This window comes from Haloarchaeobius pelagicus (assembly GCF_051207375.1).
GTDB lineage: Archaea > Halobacteriota > Halobacteria > Halobacteriales > Natrialbaceae > Haloarchaeobius.
This window is the reverse complement of the sequence record NZ_JBPJZD010000001.1, coordinates 944,777-961,844: the sequence shown is the minus strand read 5'-3', so window position 1 is coordinate 961,844 and position 17,068 is coordinate 944,777. Positions and strand designations below refer to the sequence as shown.

Sequence of the window (17,068 nt, the reverse complement as noted above, 5' to 3'; positions counted from 1 at the left end):
TCTCTTTCCGTTCTCAGCCTCCCGAGCGACTGCTTTGTTCCGGGCCGAAACCTTTTCTCGCGGTCCCGTGAACGCGACCCCATGACTCGACTCGCGGCACTGCTGGTCGCCGTCGTCGACGCGCTCCCGTTCGCCGTGCTGCTCGGGGCTGTGACGTACTTCGGCGGGCAGTCGTCGCTGGGGGCTACCCGGGCTGGCGCGATGGCCGGGGTCGTAACCGTCGCGTCGGTCCTGCTGTTCGGGCTGGTGAGCTACGCGAAGTATCGCGGCTCGGGTGAACGGTTCTGGTTGGGGAAGATGACGATAGAACTCCTCTGGCTCGTGGGACAGTAGCCAACGGCGTCAGTCCCAGTGGCTCTTGTCGCCGCGCAGCCAGACGTAGTCGCAGCCGTCGAGGAAGAACGTCACGCCGCCGTCCTCGACGTGATAGTCGCCGGGGCCGAGTTCCTGGGTCGTATCGGCGTCTGGCACCTCCCACTGGAGAACCGACTCACGGGGCTCGTCGGCGAAGCTGTGGGCGAAGATGAACGCCGTGTCGTCGGTGTCGAGCCGGTGGACGAACACGTCCTTGTGGCCGGACTCGGCGATGTGGAAGGAGCCGTCAGCCAGTTCGAGGTTGTCCTGTCGGGCCGCGACGATGCGCTGGATGCGCGAGAGAAGCGAGTCGGGATGCTCGCGCTGGGCGGCGACGTTGATGCGCTCGTAGCTGAACTCACCGTGGGCGATGGGCGGGTTGTAGCAGTCCTCGCGGTCGGCGTCGGAGAAACCGCCGTTCTGGCTGTCGTCCCACTGCATCGGGGTGCGGACGGACTCGCGCTCGTCGAGCCAGAGGTCAGAGCCCATGCCGATCTCGTCGCCCGAGAGGATGACGGGCGTGTCGGGGTACGAAAAGAGGAGGCTGTGGGCCATCGCGATGCGGTCGTGGTCGCCGTCGTAGAGGTCGGCGAGCCGAAGGCGATGGCCACGACCGAAGATCCACGAGGAGTCGTCGTCCGGCCCGAAGTACTCGCGGGCGTGTTCGAGCGCCTCGTTGGGGAGTTTGAGCAGGTTCCATTCGTCGTGGTTGCGCAGGAAGTTCGCCCAGTGGCCCACGTCGGAGATGTCGGGGAGGATGTCGTCGGCCCGGTGGAGCGGCCAGGTGTCCCCGACGCCGACCGCGTAGGTCATGTGCGCGTTGAGGACGAAGTTGAACAGCAGGTCGAAGGTGTCGCCGTCGCCGAAGTAGTGGTCGAGGTGCTCGGGTTCGTCGTCCGCCTCGGCGAGCAGGATGGCGTGGTCCTTCTCCTCCTTGACGACCTCGCGCATCTCCTTGAACAACCAGATTCCCTCCTCGGTCCCGTTGTGGCCCTTCTGCATCAACATGGGGTGGGCGGCGTCGACCCGGAAGCCGTCTGCGCCCTTGTCGAGCCAGAACCGCAGGATGTCGTGAATCTCGTCGCGCACTCTGGGATTCGCGACGTTCAGGTCGGGCTGGTGGTGGTAGAACTGGTGGAAGTAGTGCTTGCCCGCCACGTCGTCGTAGGACCAGACCCCGTCCTCGTACTCCGGGAAGATGTTGATGGTGTTGTAGGCGTCCTCGACGTGGCTGGTCCAGAGGTAGTAGTCGTGATATTCGGATTCGGGGTCCTCGCGAGCGTCCTGGAACCAGCCGTGGTCGGTGGACGTGTGGTTGAACACGACGTCGGTGAGCACGCGGATACCGCGCTCGTGGGCCCGGTCGGTGAACTCCTCGAAGTCGGAGAGAGAGCCGAGTCGGTCGTCGACCCCCCGGTAGTCAGCCACGTCGTACCCGTTGTCCCGGAGGGGGCTCGGGTAGAAGGGACGGAGCCAGATGCAGTCGACGCCGAGGTCGTCGAGGTAGTCCAGCTTCTCGATGAGGCCCTGGAAATCACCCCATCCGTCGCCGTTCGAGTCGTTGAACGTCTTCACGTCGAGTGTGTAGACGGTCGCGTCTTCGTACCAGTCCTGTCCAGTCATTGTGCGTACTGACCGGAGCCGGCAGGTTGAGAGTTACGCTCTCGACAGTGTGGCTTACTCACAGGCCACATTCCGGCCACACACCGGCGATACCTCGACCAGAAAGCAGCCACTGACGGCCGACTGGCCGCGTTCGACAGTCAGCAAGAGTTAGGTAGCCCCGTCCCCGCCTTTTCGATATGAGTCTGGGCCAGCGTGTCTCGACCGACCACCAGCTCGCGCGCCTCCTCCAGATCGGCGCGGTGCTCGAAGAGGTCGTCGAGTCGCGTGCCTACCACCATCTCGACTCCTTCGGTGACGAGTCCGAGCAGGTCGACGAGGAGATCCGCGACCTGCTGGAACACGCCGCCGAGGAGTCAGCCGAGCACCGCGACCGCCTCGAGGCACTCATCGAGGACCTCGACGCCGAAACCGTCCCCTACGAGGAGATAAACACCCTCGTCGAGGCCAAGTACGCACAGACGAAACCCGAGGACTTCGACGGGCTACTGTACGACCAGCTCTGCAACGAGGAGACGGCGTACAAGTTCTACGACGACCTCATCGAAGCCATCGAGGCGAGCGACAGCGACTTCAGCATCGACCGCGACCGCGTCCTCGACACCCTCCGGAGCATCCGCGAGGAAGAGGCTGAGGGCGTCGAGGAGGTCGCCACGATAATGGAGGACCGCGAATGACGGGCACTGGCGGACCGCGAACCACGGGGGCAGACCGATGAATACGGCAGACCAATACCTCAAGGCGATCTACCTGGTGCAGCGAATGAACGACGGCCCGGCAGCGACGGGCGCACTTGCCGATATGCTCGACGTCTCACCCGCCAGCGTCAACGAGATGATCGGCAAACTCGAAGACCGTGGCCTCGTCGACCACGAGAAGTACAAGGGGGCGAAACTCACCGACGACGGTATCCTCCGTGCGGAGGACGCCCTGCAGACGTACTGCATCATCGAGCGCTTCCTCGCGAACGTCCTCGAGGTCGAGAACTTCCGGGAGGAGGCCCACGCACTGGAGGCCGTCATCGACGACACGGTGGCCGACCGACTCGACACCATCATCGACCGCCGCTCGGAGTGCCCCGACTGCTTCGACGCCGAGGCCGACAAGTGCTGTCACCTCGAACTCGAGGTCAGCGAAACCGCCGACTGAGAACCACTTTCTCCTTCAGAGCCTGTCCATCTCGTCGGGTGCCCAGGGAACTGCTGGGCGGAGCGATGCGAGTCGCCGACGGAGTCGAACCATGGGCGACGCAGACGACCGGCCGAGCGACGAACTGCGACGACCGGGACTAGCCGAACCGACAGAAATCGACAGCGACGGGAACTGGAACCGGCCGCGAATCCCGCCGCCGTTTCGAGCACTGCGGCCACTGCGTCCCGCCGACCGCAGCCGATACCAGCCGGCGAGCGCGATGAGGACCAGACCGGTCACGACCAGGTAGTACAGCACAGCGCCGAGTAGCGAGTCATCGAAGACGGTCACCTGCACGCTCACCTTGAGCAAGAGCGCACCGACCAGCAGGAGGAGCCTGTTGACCGGCCCGTACAGTCCGGTGAACTCGGCTCCCCGTTCGACCCGCCGGAGCCTCTCAGAGATCATTGTCATCTCACTCACGTTGTGCTCGACGTCACTTCAAAGCCCGTCAGACGGCCGTTAGACGAGTTCTCAGCGTGTCTGAACGTCTCGGTTCGTGGAATGTCTCGGGACAGGGAACGGTGTGGTCGAGCGCATCCCGAATCCCGGGTTGCCGGCCGGTCGGTCGTCGGTGCCAGTGGCCATCACTACTGATAGGAACGCCAACAGGTTCGATTCTCAGAAATCGTGATGAAATTCTACACAACATTTTACTACACATGCGATATTGTAGGCAGTATGCTTGGGATGTTGCGACGTGTCATTCCGCGGTTCATCCGACGGAACTACGCACTGAAGTTCGCCATCGCACTGGTGGTCCTCGGGGTCTCCGTGGGTGGTGTGGGTATCGCGGCCACCGACCAGATGAGCGAACAGATACAGGCAGACGCGAACGAAGAGTACGCGACGCTCGCAGAACAGGAGGCACGCGCCCTGTACGCGTGGAACCAGCAGCAACGCCAGGTCGTCGAGTCGGTCGCGCGCGGCACGCCCACGGGCGACTCGACCGAGAACATCACGAAGTACCTCGAACTGGAGAAGGAGGGGTTCACCGGGTCCGACGCGGGTGACTCGGCGAACCTCCACTACATCGACCTCTCCGCCGGGGAGGTCGTCGCGAGCACGAAGTTCGGGCTCGCGGGGACCTCCGTCTCGGAGCTGAACGGCTCGTGGACCGAGGAGCTCTCCGGTGGCACCGAGACCGTCATGACCGGTGCCTACTCCAGCCAGAGCACCTACGGGTCGAACGTCCCCCGGTACGCCTTCGTCACCACGACGGACCTGCCAGCGGACATGGCGCTGGTGTACGCCGTCCCGCTGCAGGAGTACGTCGGTAACCTGCAGGGCAGCGATGGGAGCGGCACGACCCTCGTCGTCGACCGCTCCGGCTCGGTCGTCTTCGAGGAGACCGGGTCACACCTCCTCACGACCTACGGCGAGGACACCAGCGCGGTCCAGAACGGGCTCGGGCTCGACCCGGGAGAGAGCGGCGCACTCCAGGCCGGGCCGCCGACCGGAGCCGTCCTGACCGACGGCACCGCCTCCGGCGTGAACGGCACCTCCTACGTGGTCGGCTACTCACCCGTCGCCAAGACGGACTGGGTCGTCCTCGTCCACACGCCCACCACGGAGGCCTACGGCTTCGTCGAGAGCGTCTCCCAGTACGGCCTGTACGCGACGGTCGCCGGCGTCGTCCTCATCGGACTCGTCGGCGCGGTCCTCGGCCGCAACACCGCGAAGTCGGTCGACCGTCTCCGGTCCAAGGCCGAGCAGATGGAGAACGGCAACCTGAACGTGGAGTTCGAGACCGGCCGCATCGACAACATCGGCCGCCTCTACGACGGCTTCGCCGAGATGCGCGACGCCCTTCGCGACCAGATCTCCGAGGCGAGAGACGCCAGGGACGCGGCCGAAAGCGCCCAGGCGAAAGCCGAGCGCATGAACACCCATCTGGAGCGCAAGGCGGACGAGTACAGCACCGTCATGGCGGTCTGCGCCGACGGCGACCTCACGGCCCGGATGGACCCCGAGAGCGAGAACGAGGCCATGGCCGACATCGCCGCGGCCTTCAACGAGATGGTCGCCGAGATCGAGGCGACCACCGCCGAGGTCAAGACGTTCGCCCAGGAGGTCGCGACCGCCAGCGAGGAGGTCACCGCCAGCTCCGAGGAGGTCCGCGGGGCCAGCGAACAGGTCACCGAATCCATCCAGGAGATCTCCGACGGGGCCGACCGCCAGAACGAGGAGTTCCAGGCCGTCTCCCACGAGATGGAGAGTCTCTCCACCACCACCGAAGAGATAGCCGCCTCCTCGAACGAGGTCGCCGACCTCGCCGAACGAACCGCCGAGACGGGACGCGACGGCCGCGAAGCCGCCCAGGCAGCCAGGTCCGGGATGAACGACATCGAATCCCAGTCCGCCGCCGCCGTCTCCGACATCGCCGACCTCGCAGACGAGATGGACGAGATCGACGAGCTCGCCGAGTTCATCTCCAGCCTCGCGAAGGAGACCAACATGCTCGCGCTGAACGCCAACATCGAGGCCTCCCGCGGCGGCGAGGAGTCCGGTGACGGCTTCGCCGTCGTCGCCCAGCAGGTCAAAGAACTCGCCGCCGACACCAAGGAGGCTGCCGAAGACATCGAATCCCGCCTCGACCGCATCCAGGCCCAGACCAGCCAGACCGTCGAGGGCGTCGAAGCCACTCGCCGCCAGATCGTCGAGACCACCGAAGCCGTCGACAACGCCGTCGACGCCCTCGACGAGATTTCGGGCTACGCGACCGAGACCAACACCGGCATCCAGGAGATCTCGGCCGCCACCGAGGAACAGGCCGCCTCCACCGAGGAAGTCGTCGCGATGGTCGACGAGGCAGCGACCATCTCCGAGGAGACCACCGCCGAAGCCGAGAACGTCGCCGCCGCCGCCGAAGAACAGACCACCGCCCTCACCGAAGTCAGTGCCAGCGCCAGCTCGCTCAGCGAACAGGCCTCCCGCCTGAGCGAAGCCCTCGACCGCTTCGACACCGAGGTCCCCGACGTCGCCGATGCCGGTGTCTCCAGTGAGTCTCCGGACGCCGCCGACGAGTTCGTGTTCGGCGACACCGACGACCCCGAGATCGTCGACGAACTCGAACCGGATCCCTCCGACGACTGACCCAGTCGTACTCCTCTAACTGTCGTCTCCTGGTTTTTAGTCGATGACGGCGCAGACCCGCCATGGAGTGCCCCACCTGCGGGAAACCACTCGCCACCGAACGAGGGATGCGCCAGCACCACACGAAAGTCCACGGCGTCTCCCTCCCGAACCGGACGTGTTCGGGATGTGGCGACCGCTTCTACGACCCGAAGTCGCGCCGCGAGTTCTGCGACGACTGCAACCCCAACGCGGGCGAACACAACGGGAACTGGCGCGACGCGACGGCGGAGTCGGTGTGCGTACTGTGCGATTCGAGCTTCGAATACTATCCCTCGGAGAAGGAGGGCGTGTACTGCCTCGAGTGTGTTGAGGATGCGAGCGGGTTGCTGCCGGAGAATCCAATGGACGATGTCGAGGCAACCGTCGTCGACTGCGAGTACTGTGGAGAGTCGTTTCCGGCACCACCGTCGCGCACCACTGGAAAATCGCACGGTACGTTCTGTTCGACCCGATGCTACGGGGACTGGCTCTCCGCGAACGTCGTCGGCGAGTCGCATCACCAGTGGGAGGGTGGCCCACTCGTTTACGGGAACGGCTGGTGGCAGGTCCGAGAGCTGGCACTCGAACGCGATGCCTACACCTGCCAGTGCTGTGGGAAGGGTGTCGACGACCTCGGCCAGAATCCCGACGTGCATCACATCGAACGCGTCCGAGAGTTCGATGACCCGAGCGATGCACACGAGCTGGAGAACGTCGTCACACTCTGTCGCCCCTGCCATCGCAAGGTCGAAACCGGTGTGGTAGCCACACCCGTCCCGTCCGACGAAAAGTAATCTTATTGTACGCTGATTTCCAATGCACGACCGCAGCGCGAAGTCCCGTGGTGTAGTGGCCAATCATAATGGCCTTTGGAGGCGCTTGGTTCGTTCCATTCGCTGAAGTGAGCCATTGACGGCGGTTCGAATCCGCCCGGGACTATACATACGTATTCTGCCAAGTATTCGCCCCGTCAGTTCTATCAGTAGGCGTTGGTACCGAAGCCAGCAGAACTAATTGCTGCGGACAGAACCCTTCAGCAGTGAAGCGTCGTGCCCTCCTGGCTGCGCTGGGAACTGGATTGGCTGGCTGTTCGTCGTCGGCCGGAACAGGGACGACGGACAGACAGACGACGCCGGCACGGACGAACCGAGAAACGACGCGGTCGGCGACCACGGAGACCATCGATTCGACTGCCACCGAACCAGGGACGGAGACGACGACAGCCGAACCAGCAGCGGACACCGTTGACGTCGGCGTCGTCTACATCCCCTTCGCCGGGGACAAGTTCGGGAAGTGCACGACCGTCTCGCATCCCGAGGTGGGAACGTACGGCGACCCGATTCCGCAGGGCGTCTCCAGTCAGCACGCGGCGTGGCTCGCCGACGCTGGCGTCTCCACCGTCATGTTCAACTTCGGCGAGTCGAGGAAGGACTACGACCGGCTTCGGACGTTCCTGCAGGCCGACCTCGGCCCGCTGTCGGTCGAACCGTTCTACGTCATCAGTCAGGCGCTCCGGCGTGACAGGGATATCGAGGCCGATTTCGCGTTCCTCCGGGAGACACTGCTCTCGACGGATCGATGCCACAGGCGGGACGGTCGTCCGGTCGTGACGTTCTGGGACTTCGACTTCCTCGCATGGGGTGGAAGCGAGGACTCGAAGGAGGCGAAAGCACTGGTCGAAGAGTACGGTGGGCCCGCGGGGTTCGTCGACTACCTGCGAGAACAGCTCACCGTCGGCGGGACCGAACCGTTCCTCGTCGGCGACTTCTTCGACCACGCCGTCGGTGGGTTCCCGGACGACTACGCCGAACTGAACAGGCACCTCGACGGGGCGACGAACTGGATAACCGCGTTCGGGGCGGACGGAACCGGAGAGTGGCCAGCGGCCCGGGACCGGGTCGCAGAGAGCTTCGCGGCGACCCGGTCGTTCTGTGACGAACACGACATGGCGTACCACCCGATGGCGTTTCCGGGGTTCGACGACCGACACAACTCGTGCTGGGGGTCGGGTCGGTACATCCCGCGGGCCCCAGCACACCTGCGGGAGCTGCTGGAACTCGCACGGGAGTACAGCACAGGGCGCGTGAACGTCGCAAGCTTCAACGACTGGACGGAGGGCCACCAGATCGAGCCAGGGCGATTCCGAGGCACAGCATACGGCACGGACTACCTCGATGTCGTCGCCGAGTTCACGGGCCCGTAATCGACGCGGACAGGGTGGTGGTACCGACCCCCAAAACGGTGCGCAAGCGGACTACTTTTCCGTGGATGGCCGGAACTAGCGAACATGGGTTTTGGTAGCTACGACGAGTCCGAACAACAGGACCAGAACAACGACATCGACGAAGACGATGCGGTCAGTGTCCACGAACACGACCACGACGGGACGGTCGAGTTCGAACCCGACATGTCCAACGAGGAGCTCGTCGACCAGCTCCAGGACATGAAGGGCGGCGACAGCGACGACTGAACGGGCAGGTACTCCGCAGTGGGTCAGGGGTGCGGTGAGTTCGGAGTTCGGGGCCCACGCTGGAGGCGAGCGTCGGTGCAGTCGGTCTTTTCTGGAGGGCATCTCAGCTCGGTTCGTGCCGACCAGCCACGGCTAGTTCTCGTAGAAGCTGTCCGCGCCGTGGTCGTCCTGCCACGCGAACGCGAAGAGTCGGCGAGCCGGGAGTCTATCGAGGGTCCGGCCATCAGCACTCTCGCCGGTCGCACCGTCCCAGGTCGTGCCGTCCCCGGCGAACTGGCCGTCCTCGGCGGGCTCGAAGGAGTAGCCGGGGTCGGCGAAGGCGTGGATTCCGTCGGCAGTCGCGAAGACCACGACTGCCGTGTCGCCGACAGTCGCCGTCGCCACGCCGTCGGCGGCGTCGACGCGGGGGAGCGGGAACCCGAGCGCGTCGTCGCCATCCTCGACGCCGAGGACGACCGTCTTCGCCTCGATGTCGTCGTCGCGGTCCCACTCTCGCCCGCCGGTGCCGCGGTGAGCACCGAGGCCGAACCCGTCCATCTCGAAGTACTGGTCGTACGGGTCGGCGTCGTACGCCGGTTCCGCGGCGTCACCGCCCTTCTGACCGGCCTCGGTCTGGCCGCCAGGGCGGGCGAGGACCTCCCCGTCGGGGTGACGCTCGCGGAATCGGGCCATCGGGAGCATCGCGGCCGGGAGCACCCTGAGGTCGGTCCCCTCGTACTCGCCGGCGATGGCCGTCCCGAGGCTCTGTTTCCACTCGGACTCGGTCTCGCGGTCGTACATCACGAGGTCGTCGTCCGCGAGCTTGCCCGAGACGCCGAAGGTGAGCGTCCGGCCGTCGACCACGCGGTCGTAGACGACGGCGCTGCCACAGAGCGGACACCAGGTGACGGCGATGGGGTCGCCGTCGCGGGCCGTGTTCACGATCTCGTGGTAGTGGAGGTACCGGATGGGATAGGCGCGTGGTGTCTCGCCGTCGACGACGACGACCTCGTCGCTACCGTCGCCATCGTACTCACCCACGGGGAGGAACTCGGGGGCATCGACGCTCGGGATGGCGTCCGGCGGGAGGACCTGTCTCACGTTCATACGCCTGGGTGCGCGGGGAGGTCTGAAAAGGACACCGGGGGCGTGCGGGAAGCGCGCCACCGCGGACGGGACGGGTGTCCTGGCTGCCCGGGCGGCCGCCGTCAGTCCGAGAGTTCGAAGTAGATGCGTTCCTCGCCGCTTCCGCGGGTTTCGCGCCCGGTGACGGTGACGCTCCCGATGTCGCCCGTGTTCGAGACGTGGGTGCCGGCACAGGCCGTCCGGTCGAAGGGCTCGTCGTCGGCTGTTTCACCCGCAATCTCGACGATGCGTAGCTCCGTGATAGAGTCCGGGAGCAGGTCGATACGAGTGCGCTGGGTGTCGAGGCGGTCTTCTGCCTCCTCGCGGTCGAGTTCGTACCACCGGACCGGTCGTTCGTCGTCGACCAGCTCGTTCAGGCGGTCCTCGATGGCGTCGAGGTCCGCGGTGTCGAAACGGTCGTAGGCGCAGTCGAGGCGGGCCCGGTCGGCGTACACCTGGTTGCCGGTCGTCTCGGCGTCGAACTCGTCGAGGAGGAGCGCGGAGAGCAGGTGCTGGGCAGTGTGGTAGCGCATGTGCGCGTGGCGGCGATCCCAGTCCAGTTCCCCGGTGACGGTCGTGCCGGGTTCCGGCGGGGTCCCGTCGACGGTGTGGTAGATGGTGTCCTTCTTCTGGACGTCGGTGACCGTCCACGTCTCGCCGTCCCCTGTCAGGGTCCCGGTGTCGTGTGGCTGGCCCCCACCCGTCGGATAGAACGCGGTCCGGTCGAGAACGACCCGGTCGTCGAGCACGCGTTCGACCGTCGCGTCGAACTGTCGAATCGTCGAATCGTCGAGGAAGAGCGGCTTCGTCATCGTGCGGTCGAAAGCGGCCGAGAAACTTAATTTACGGTGTCGTAACGCCTAAGAGTCGAACAGACCTTTGTACGGGTAACAATGACTACGCAACGCTTTTCGCGGGGTGATTCTCTGTGGGTGTCGAAATAAAGGAATCCCGCGTCACCGACCAGGAGTTCGAGGCGATGAAAGAGTTCGTCTACGACTACCTCCTCGCCAGCGTCGAGAACGAGGACGAGGGCGGCCGGATGCGCTGGTATCCGTGGCACTCTGCTGAATATCGCCACAACCACATCCTGAACGTCGTCGACCTCGCGACCAAGATCGCTCGTCGTGAGGGTGCCGACGTGGACGTAACGCGCGTCGCAGCACTGTTCCACGACATCGCGAAACTCGACGCCGACCAGGACGTCCACGCCGAGGAGGGTGCCCGGGTCGCCCGGACCTACCTCGAATCACAGGGTGAGTTCCCGGCCTCGTTCATCGACCAGGTGTGTCGAGCCGTCGAGGACCACTCCTACCAGGGCGACCTCTCGGACCTCCCGCTGGAGACCCAGTGCCTCATCGAGGCGGACATCCTCGACAAGGTCGGGGCCAACGGGACCGCACTCATGCTGTTGCGGATGGGATACGAAGCCCGGACCCACATGGACTCGGCAGAGATGGTCGACCGCGTGCTCGAACGCGGCAAGGACGCCGCCAAGCGCATCGAATCCGACGCCGCAGAGAGCATCGCCCACCAGCGACTCAAGCGAGTGAAGTGGTTCCGCGAGTGGCTCGAAGAGGAGGTCTCGGAGATGGAACACGACGACCTCGACGTCGAGTTCTAGGCCGGCGTCACCGCGGTCTCACACCGGGTCAGAACAGTCCGACGAGCGTCCCGCTCGCGTCGGCGAGGAAGTAGAGCCCGAACCCGGCCAGCACCACCGCGCTCGCACCGGCGACCACTGGTGCGAAGCGGTCGACCCGCTTCCCGACGGAGACGAGCGTCGCGGGAAACCCGGCGACCCACACCAGGATACCGAGGAAGAAGCCGACGATGAGGGTTGGACTGCCCGCCTGGACGACGAGTGTGCCGGCGAGTTCCTGGCCGACGTAGGGGACGTTCGCGAACACGTCGATGGCCTTGTCGTCGAGCATGTGCACGCCGACGGTGAGCCAGAAGACGATCTGGTACGGGTTCGTGAGCGCGAGGACGAACGCCTTCTGGAAGCCTTTCTGGTCTTCGTCGGTCTCGGCGTCGACGAACGAACTCGCGGAGCGGGCGTCCTCGAACGCGCCGTAGGCGAAGTAGAGCATGAGAACCCCGCCGGTAGCCACCATCAGCCCCTGGAGCAACGCCGACTCGTCGACGATGGCGACGACACCGAGGTACGCCAGCACGAAGAAGCAGGCGTCGGCGGTGAACGCACCGAGGCCCGCCCGAACACCGGCGAGCCAGCCCCGCACGACGCTCTCCTCGGCGATGATGGCGTTCATCGGCCCCGGTGGCGAGGCGAGGGCAAAGCCGAACACCAGCCCGATGAGGCCGGTCGTCACGAGAGTCATGACGGTCATTCCGTCAGGCTGATTGAAAAGCACACCGTCTGCGGGTCGTCCTGCTGGTTGCCCGGGTCACAGCAGCGACACGACCGCGTCAGCGACCGCCACGAACTGGCCCGCGACCAGCCCGACCAGCGTCTCCCAGACGGAGAACCCGGTCACGATGCTCTGGAGCGTGTCGATGCCGAAGAACGCGAACAGCCCCGCCGAGAAGGCGTGGGCGAGACGGGCGTCGAAGGCGTTCGAGAACCGGTAGAACAGCAGCGCGTTCGCGATGCTGACCGGGATGATGGCGAGCATCTCACCGGCCCAGATGGCCGACGTGGCCCCGTACTCGATGGCCAGTCCGATGGTGACGAGCTGGGTCTTGTCCCCGAACTCCCCGGCGGCCATCATCCCGAAGATGGGGAGCCAGCCGCCGAAGTACTGCGGGACCTCGCGGCCGAAGAGTTCGAGGGACCCGTCACCGCCGGGCGTCGAGAACCCGCCGTCGGTTTCGACGCCGCCGGGTCGGTCGGGGCTGCCGTCACCCGTGGTCGCCTCCCCGCCCGACTCAGGCATGGACCGGGAGAGCAGGACGGCGAACAGGCAGAAGAGCAGGCCGCTGATGACACTCAACACGACCGGCGGGAGCGCCTGCTTCACCGCGTTCCCGAACGCGATCTCGAGGGCGGTCCAGCCAGCGAACGCGGTCCCGGCGGCCGAGACGACGACGGCGGGGTGATAGCGCGTCGAGAGCCCGGCGATGATGAACTGCACCTTCTCCCCGGGCAGGACGGCGAGCTGTGCGACGAACGCGATAGCGACGATTTCGAGGTACTCCATCGATGTCGAATCGGTTCAGCGAACGGCTCGGTGACGCAGTGGACGAAGCGGTGACGTGGCTCAGGCTCCGCCGGCGGCGCGTTCGGTCTCGCGACCGACCGGCTTGACGCGAATCGAACTCGCGACCGCGTCCGGGAGGCTCTGTTCGTGCCCGTCGACGGCGACGGTGATCATCCCGAACGGCGCGACGTCGACGATCTCGACGACGGTCCCCGGGACGATGCCGGCCTCCTTGAGGTAGCGTAACTCCTCCTCGTCGCGGTCGCTGACCCGGGCGATCTCGACCCGGGCACCTTCGTCGTGTTCCGAGAGGGCCGTCAGGCCGCCTTCCTCTGGTGGCGAGAGGTCGGCGCTCGGAATCGGGTCACCGTGTGGGTCGACGGTCGGGTTGCCCAGCACGTCGGCGACGCGGCGCTCGAACTCCTCGGAGATGTGGTGTTCGAGCACGTCCGCCTCTTCGTGGACCTCCGACCAGTCGTAGTCCAGGTGCTCGGTGAGATACGCTTCGAGCAGTCGGTGATGCCGAAGCACCTCCAGTGCCACGGTGACACCCTCGTCGGTGAGTTCGACCCCCTTGTACTTCTCGCGGTCGACCAGCCCGCGGTCGTCGAGCTTCTCGACCATACTCGTGACCGTCGGTGGCGTGACGCCGAGGTACTCGGCGATCTGTGATGTCGTGACCGGCGTCCCCTCGTGTTCCTGGAGGTAGTAGATGGCCTTCAGGTAGTCCTCCATGACGTCACTGAGCATTCGTACGTGGGATTAGACCCGTCTAAACCTAAAGTTCTGCGGTAAGCGGACCACCCCGCCGGTGCGGGCCCGTCTGCCAACCCACGCCAGCGTTCTCATACCCTCGGTATGATGGGTACCTTTTATTGGGTCCCGGTCGTGAATCTACAATTGATGAGTAGCACCGGCAACTACCGGTTCGAGTGCCCGGAGTGCGCCGAGAACATCGAGGTCAACGAGTCGATGAAAGAGGCCATCGTGGCCAGTGGCTGCATCATCTGTGGGAACCCGGTCTCGGACGGCTCGTTCGAGCAGTAACTCCCACGTCGAGACGCCGCTCGTGCTACTCCTCGATGTTCCGCGACTGTTTCCCGGTTAGACGTATCGATTCCAGACGGTTGATGCTGAAGTCGAGTTCCTCTTTCGTCTCGTCCCAGATGTCGAACTCCGGCGTCCGGGCATCCCCGAGCGTGGCGACGATCTCGGGAGTCAACTCCTCGCGCGGAATCTCGACGAGGTCACCCGTCGCGATCACGCTCTCGGAGTGCGTGCCGTCCTCGTCGTAGACGACGAGCCGCGCGGGACACGGTTCGTCGACGTAGTCTGTCTTGGTGCTGCCTTCACGGAACCCGAGTCTGAGATAGAACTCGCACGCGTCGGCGTCGTAGCCGTAAGAGACCGGAAAGGAGTACGGAACGTCATCGTCGGCGACGGAGAGGACACCGGTCCCTTCCGTCCCGAGGAACGTGTCCATCTCGTCGCGCGTCATATCGACGGTATCGTTGCCTGCCATCGCTCTCGTCGGTATCTCTGGGAGACGGCTACGTAAATGTGCGGGACTACGTCGGCTCGGGTCAACTCGCCAGGATGGTGCCGAGCAGCTTCGACTGTGCAGCAGCCAGGTGCTCAGACAGTGTCGATCGGGAGATGCCGAGTTCGTCGGCCACCTCGCCGCCGTTGGCACGCTTGGGGTGCTCGAAGTAGCCCATCTCGTGGGCGGTCTCCAGCACCTCCTGCTGGCGGGTTGTCAACTCGCCACGGTCGACGAACACGAGGCTCTCCTCCGACGCGTTCCCCTCCGAGCGAAGCAGGCGCTGCACGTCGAGGCTCGGGTACGCCCCGCGCAGGTCACCGATGACGTCTTGCAGCGTCTCCATGTCCGGCGCGTGGAAGGTGACGAACAGTGCCTCCGCTCGCGCGTGCACGTCCACCACGGGACAGTCGAAGCGCTCGACGCATTCGCACGGACAGAAACGGCCGTGTTCGCGCTCGAACCGGTAGGCGCTCTTCGAGCCGTACGCGAACACTTCGGTCAGTTCGTCGGCGAGGTCGGCCTCCTCGACCACCGCCTCGTCGTCGAGCATGAACTCCTCGGTGACGCGGCCCCCCTCGACCGGGTTCACGGATTTCGAGACCGAGTAACTCGCGGTACCGGTCGCTTCGGTCGCACCCGCGACGGGACACCCCTCGGGGGACTCGATTCGGACCTCCGCACGGATGCCTTCGCCCATGACTGCCCTCTGAACGTCGGTCCCCTTAACGACTGGGTCGTCCGAATGCGGTTTCGTGGTCGCGGGGGCGCTGTCCGGGGGTACTTAAACTACCCCTCATATCGTGGGTAGCGTTCCGTACCCCTCCAGTCGGTACATACAGGTAGAGAAACACCCCATGTCCGTCGAGACTTCCACGTTCGAAGACCCCCGTTCGGTCGGTAGCGCAGACCTGAGAGACGTCGACGCGGATTCGCTCCTCACGGCGTTGAACGACGGCGATTGTCGAGCCATCCTCAAGTCGGTTCGCGAACAGCCGCGGTCGGCGAGCGAGCTGTCGGAGTGCTGTGACCTGCCGCTCTCGACGACCTACCGCAAGCTCGAACTCATGACCGACGGTGCGCTCCTGGAAGAACAGACCCGTATCCGGGCCGACGGAGCCCACGCCAAGGAGTACGAACCGCAGTTCGAGAACCTCACCATCTCGGTCGGCTTCGACGACGAGGACGGTGTGGCGGTCGAACCCGCAGCGGACTGATTTTCGACGGACTTCGCCAGCGATTCCGCTCAGATACCCTTGCCCATCAGGTGCGAGCGAAGGACGTCGTCGTCCTTGTTCCCGGTGCCGGTGTTCATGAGAACGATGGTGTCGTCCTCGCCGAACTCGCCGCGCTGGGAGAGTTCCCACGCGCCGGAGGCGGCGGCGGCACAGGTCGCGCCCATCTCGAGCCCCTCGTTCTGGGCGACCGTGATGGCAGCGTCGAGGATGTCCGAGTCGCTGGTGGCGACGGCACCGCCGTCGGATTCACGGAGCGCCTCCAGGATCCACGGGCTCGCGCCGGGGTTCGGAATCTCGATGCCGCCACAGATGGTGTCCGGATGCTCCCACGGTTCGTGTTCGTCCCGGCCGTCGTCGAAGGCGGTGACGATGGGGGCACAGCCCTCGGCCTGTGCCGCGTAGAACCCCGGAATCCCGTCCGTGAGGTCGAGGTCGCGGAACTCGGTCGCGGCCTTGTACATGCCGATGAGGCCCACGCCACCGCCGGTCGGGTAGACGACCGCGTCGGGGACCTCCCAGTCGAGTTGCTCGACGATCTCGTAGTACATCGTCTTCTTGCCCTCGTGGCGGTACGGCGTCTGGAACGTCTGGAGGGAGTACCAGTGTGCGTTCTCCTCGTCGGCCATCGCGTCCTCGTAGGCCGCGCCCGCCTCGGAGATACGGCCACCGACGACGGTCATGTCGCCGCCGTGGACGTTCACCATCGCCTTGTTCGTAAAGCCTGCCCGGGCCGGCAGGAAGACGTGGGAGTCGAGGTCGGCGCGGGCCGCGTAGGCCGCGGCAGCCTGCCCGGCGTTCCCCGCGGAAGCGAGTGCCACGTCGGACGCGTCGTGCTGGACCGCGGCGGTGACGGCTACGGACTGCCCGCGGTCCTTGAACGTCCCCGTCGGGTTCCGACCCTCGTCCTTGAGGTACACCTGCCCGACGCCGAGTTCGTCGGCGAGGTCGGGGCAGGGCACCAGTGGGGTCGCCCCCTCGTCCATCGAGACGGCGGCCGAGCGCGTGAACGGCAGCAGTTCCTCGTAGCGCCACTGCGAGTCGAACCGGCGGGATTCGAGTTCGTCGCGCCAGAGTTCGAGCGAGTCGTAGTCGTACGCCGGGTCGAGGATGCCCCCACACTCGGGGCACCGGTGGGTGGCCACGTCGGCGTCGAATCGGTCGCCACACGACACACAGTCGAGTCCGACGAAGGCGTCGGTCGTCTCCATACGCCCGGCTTCGGTGGGCGGTAACTAATCGCTGTCCATCGCCCGCTCCCGCGCGACCAAAC

At 65.4% G+C, this 17,068-nt stretch carries 20 protein-coding genes and 1 tRNA gene; 11 read left to right on the top strand and 10 right to left on the bottom strand.

Translation table 11 applies throughout. The features are described 5' to 3' along the window. Positions 1-81: 81 nt before the first annotated feature. Complete coding sequence (locus ACSC1S_RS05065; RefSeq protein ID WP_435363419.1) at positions 82-333, top strand: hypothetical protein; 252 nt, start codon at positions 82-84, stop codon at positions 331-333. 9 nt (positions 334-342) lie between these two features. Here ACSC1S_RS05065 and ACSC1S_RS05060 read toward each other — a convergent pair whose 3' ends face one another. Next, positions 343-1,977: an alpha-amylase family protein gene (locus ACSC1S_RS05060; protein ID WP_435363418.1), complete on the bottom strand. Its 1,635-nt coding sequence runs from the start codon at positions 1,975-1,977 to the stop codon at positions 343-345. A gap of 179 nt (positions 1,978-2,156) precedes the next feature. On the opposite strand from ACSC1S_RS05060, the gene ACSC1S_RS05055 reads away from it, so the two are divergent. Together ACSC1S_RS05055 and ACSC1S_RS05050 are read left to right on the top strand one after the other, a co-directional pair. Further along, positions 2,157-2,654 (top strand): ferritin-like domain-containing protein, encoded by a 498-nt coding sequence (locus ACSC1S_RS05055; protein WP_261650747.1) that lies wholly within the window; start codon positions 2,157-2,159, stop codon positions 2,652-2,654. A 37-nt stretch (positions 2,655-2,691) separates the two neighbouring features. Next, complete coding sequence (locus ACSC1S_RS05050) at positions 2,692-3,126, top strand: metal-dependent transcriptional regulator (protein WP_435317810.1); 435 nt, start codon at positions 2,692-2,694, stop codon at positions 3,124-3,126. Between the two features lie 15 nt (positions 3,127-3,141). Here the strand turns inward: ACSC1S_RS05050 and ACSC1S_RS05045 are convergent, their stop codons facing one another. Next, the gene (locus ACSC1S_RS05045; protein WP_435363417.1) at positions 3,142-3,582 is read right to left on the bottom strand and encodes a hypothetical protein; all 441 of its coding nucleotides are present in this window, start codon (positions 3,580-3,582) and stop codon (positions 3,142-3,144) included. Positions 3,583-3,849: 267 nt separating this feature from the next. Between ACSC1S_RS05045 and ACSC1S_RS05040 the strand changes: the two genes are divergently transcribed. The 5 genes from ACSC1S_RS05040 (at position 3,850) to ACSC1S_RS05020 (ending at position 8,755) form a co-directional block, all read left to right on the top strand. Next, positions 3,850-6,264, top strand: a complete 2,415-nt coding sequence (locus tag ACSC1S_RS05040) for a methyl-accepting chemotaxis protein (protein WP_435363416.1) — start codon at positions 3,850-3,852, stop codon at positions 6,262-6,264. Positions 6,265-6,326: 62 nt separating this feature from the next. After that, complete coding sequence (locus tag ACSC1S_RS05035) at positions 6,327-7,079, top strand: HNH endonuclease (RefSeq protein ID WP_435363415.1); 753 nt, start codon at positions 6,327-6,329, stop codon at positions 7,077-7,079. 41 nt (positions 7,080-7,120) lie between these two features. Next, positions 7,121-7,224: transfer RNA gene (locus ACSC1S_RS05030), tRNA-Gln, on the top strand. Between the two features lie 100 nt (positions 7,225-7,324). Further along, entirely contained in the window at positions 7,325-8,488 is a 1,164-nt protein-coding gene (locus ACSC1S_RS05025) for a glycoside hydrolase family 71/99 protein (protein WP_435363414.1), read from the top strand. 84 nt (positions 8,489-8,572) lie between these two features. Beyond that, positions 8,573-8,755 carry a DUF5786 family protein gene (locus ACSC1S_RS05020; protein ID WP_261650741.1) on the top strand — a complete coding sequence of 61 codons (183 nt, stop codon included), beginning with the start codon at positions 8,573-8,575 and terminating at the stop codon, positions 8,753-8,755. Positions 8,756-8,887: 132 nt separating this feature from the next. Here ACSC1S_RS05020 and ACSC1S_RS05015 read toward each other — a convergent pair whose 3' ends face one another. Next, on the bottom strand, positions 8,888-9,841 hold the full coding sequence (locus ACSC1S_RS05015; protein ID WP_435363413.1) for a DUF3179 domain-containing protein: 954 nt from the start codon (positions 9,839-9,841) through the stop codon (positions 8,888-8,890). Between the two features lie 101 nt (positions 9,842-9,942). Beyond that, positions 9,943-10,671, bottom strand: a complete 729-nt coding sequence (locus ACSC1S_RS05010) for an alanine--tRNA ligase-related protein (protein WP_435363412.1) — start codon at positions 10,669-10,671, stop codon at positions 9,943-9,945. A 116-nt stretch (positions 10,672-10,787) separates the two neighbouring features. Here ACSC1S_RS05010 and ACSC1S_RS05005 point away from each other — a divergent pair, with 116 nt between their 5' ends. Further along, complete coding sequence (locus ACSC1S_RS05005; RefSeq protein WP_435317803.1) at positions 10,788-11,483, top strand: HD domain-containing protein; 696 nt, start codon at positions 10,788-10,790, stop codon at positions 11,481-11,483. Positions 11,484-11,511: 28 nt separating this feature from the next. Here the strand turns inward: ACSC1S_RS05005 and ACSC1S_RS05000 are convergent, their stop codons facing one another. From ACSC1S_RS05000 to ACSC1S_RS04990, 3 genes are all read right to left on the bottom strand, one after another. Continuing rightward, on the bottom strand, positions 11,512-12,201 hold the full coding sequence (locus tag ACSC1S_RS05000) for a LysE family translocator (protein ID WP_435363411.1): 690 nt from the start codon (positions 12,199-12,201) through the stop codon (positions 11,512-11,514). 66 nt (positions 12,202-12,267) lie between these two features. Next, positions 12,268-13,020: a TMEM165/GDT1 family protein gene (locus ACSC1S_RS04995; RefSeq protein ID WP_435363410.1), complete on the bottom strand. Its 753-nt coding sequence runs from the start codon at positions 13,018-13,020 to the stop codon at positions 12,268-12,270. Between the two features lie 60 nt (positions 13,021-13,080). Further along, complete coding sequence (locus ACSC1S_RS04990; RefSeq protein ID WP_435317800.1) at positions 13,081-13,770, bottom strand: metal-dependent transcriptional regulator; 690 nt, start codon at positions 13,768-13,770, stop codon at positions 13,081-13,083. 153 nt (positions 13,771-13,923) lie between these two features. Between ACSC1S_RS04990 and ACSC1S_RS04985 the strand changes: the two genes are divergently transcribed. Further along, complete coding sequence (locus ACSC1S_RS04985) at positions 13,924-14,067, top strand: DUF7560 family zinc ribbon protein (RefSeq protein ID WP_261650734.1); 144 nt, start codon at positions 13,924-13,926, stop codon at positions 14,065-14,067. 25 nt (positions 14,068-14,092) lie between these two features. Here the strand turns inward: ACSC1S_RS04985 and ACSC1S_RS04980 are convergent, their stop codons facing one another. Both ACSC1S_RS04980 and ACSC1S_RS04975 read right to left on the bottom strand, forming a co-directional pair. Then, positions 14,093-14,542, bottom strand: coding sequence for a pyridoxamine 5'-phosphate oxidase family protein (locus ACSC1S_RS04980; protein ID WP_435363409.1), 450 nt, complete (start codon positions 14,540-14,542; stop codon positions 14,093-14,095). 61 nt (positions 14,543-14,603) lie between these two features. Further along, complete coding sequence (locus ACSC1S_RS04975; RefSeq protein WP_435363408.1) at positions 14,604-15,260, bottom strand: helix-turn-helix domain-containing protein; 657 nt, start codon at positions 15,258-15,260, stop codon at positions 14,604-14,606. 157 nt (positions 15,261-15,417) lie between these two features. Here ACSC1S_RS04975 and ACSC1S_RS04970 point away from each other — a divergent pair, with 157 nt between their 5' ends. After that, entirely contained in the window at positions 15,418-15,777 is a 360-nt protein-coding gene (locus tag ACSC1S_RS04970) for a helix-turn-helix domain-containing protein (RefSeq protein WP_435363407.1), read from the top strand. A 29-nt stretch (positions 15,778-15,806) separates the two neighbouring features. Here ACSC1S_RS04970 and ACSC1S_RS04965 read toward each other — a convergent pair whose 3' ends face one another. Further along, a complete protein-coding gene (locus ACSC1S_RS04965; protein WP_435363406.1) occupies positions 15,807-17,006 on the bottom strand; it encodes a threonine synthase in 1,200 nt (399 codons plus the stop codon). Positions 17,007-17,068: the final 62 nt, after the last annotated feature.

Excerpts from the sequence above, each read along its gene's own strand:
- ACSC1S_RS05040 (WP_435363416.1), top strand. The coding sequence starts at position 3,850 with ATGCTTGGGATGTTGCGACGTGTCATTCCGCGGTTCATCCGACGGAAC.
- ACSC1S_RS04985 (WP_261650734.1), top strand. The coding sequence starts at position 13,924 with ATGAGTAGCACCGGCAACTACCGGTTCGAGTGCCCGGAGTGCGCCGAG.
- ACSC1S_RS04970 (WP_435363407.1), top strand. The coding sequence starts at position 15,418 with ATGTCCGTCGAGACTTCCACGTTCGAAGACCCCCGTTCGGTCGGTAGC.
- ACSC1S_RS04990 (WP_435317800.1), bottom strand. The coding sequence starts at position 13,770 with ATGCTCAGTGACGTCATGGAGGACTACCTGAAGGCCATCTACTACCTC.
- ACSC1S_RS05050 (WP_435317810.1), top strand. The coding sequence starts at position 2,692 with ATGAATACGGCAGACCAATACCTCAAGGCGATCTACCTGGTGCAGCGA.
- ACSC1S_RS04980 (WP_435363409.1), bottom strand. The coding sequence starts at position 14,542 with ATGGCAGGCAACGATACCGTCGATATGACGCGCGACGAGATGGACACG.
- ACSC1S_RS05055 (WP_261650747.1), top strand. The coding sequence starts at position 2,157 with ATGAGTCTGGGCCAGCGTGTCTCGACCGACCACCAGCTCGCGCGCCTC.
- ACSC1S_RS05010 (WP_435363412.1), bottom strand. The coding sequence starts at position 10,671 with ATGACGAAGCCGCTCTTCCTCGACGATTCGACGATTCGACAGTTCGAC.
- ACSC1S_RS04975 (WP_435363408.1), bottom strand. The coding sequence starts at position 15,260 with ATGGGCGAAGGCATCCGTGCGGAGGTCCGAATCGAGTCCCCCGAGGGG.
- ACSC1S_RS05000 (WP_435363411.1), bottom strand. The coding sequence starts at position 12,201 with ATGACTCTCGTGACGACCGGCCTCATCGGGCTGGTGTTCGGCTTTGCC.
- ACSC1S_RS05065 (WP_435363419.1), top strand. The coding sequence starts at position 82 with ATGACTCGACTCGCGGCACTGCTGGTCGCCGTCGTCGACGCGCTCCCG.
- ACSC1S_RS04965 (WP_435363406.1), bottom strand. The coding sequence starts at position 17,006 with ATGGAGACGACCGACGCCTTCGTCGGACTCGACTGTGTGTCGTGTGGC.
- ACSC1S_RS05060 (WP_435363418.1), bottom strand. The coding sequence starts at position 1,977 with ATGACTGGACAGGACTGGTACGAAGACGCGACCGTCTACACACTCGAC.
- ACSC1S_RS04995 (WP_435363410.1), bottom strand. The coding sequence starts at position 13,020 with ATGGAGTACCTCGAAATCGTCGCTATCGCGTTCGTCGCACAGCTCGCC.
- ACSC1S_RS05015 (WP_435363413.1), bottom strand. The coding sequence starts at position 9,841 with ATGAACGTGAGACAGGTCCTCCCGCCGGACGCCATCCCGAGCGTCGAT.
- ACSC1S_RS05020 (WP_261650741.1), top strand. The coding sequence starts at position 8,573 with ATGGGTTTTGGTAGCTACGACGAGTCCGAACAACAGGACCAGAACAAC.
- ACSC1S_RS05035 (WP_435363415.1), top strand. The coding sequence starts at position 6,327 with ATGGAGTGCCCCACCTGCGGGAAACCACTCGCCACCGAACGAGGGATG.
- ACSC1S_RS05045 (WP_435363417.1), bottom strand. The coding sequence starts at position 3,582 with ATGACAATGATCTCTGAGAGGCTCCGGCGGGTCGAACGGGGAGCCGAG.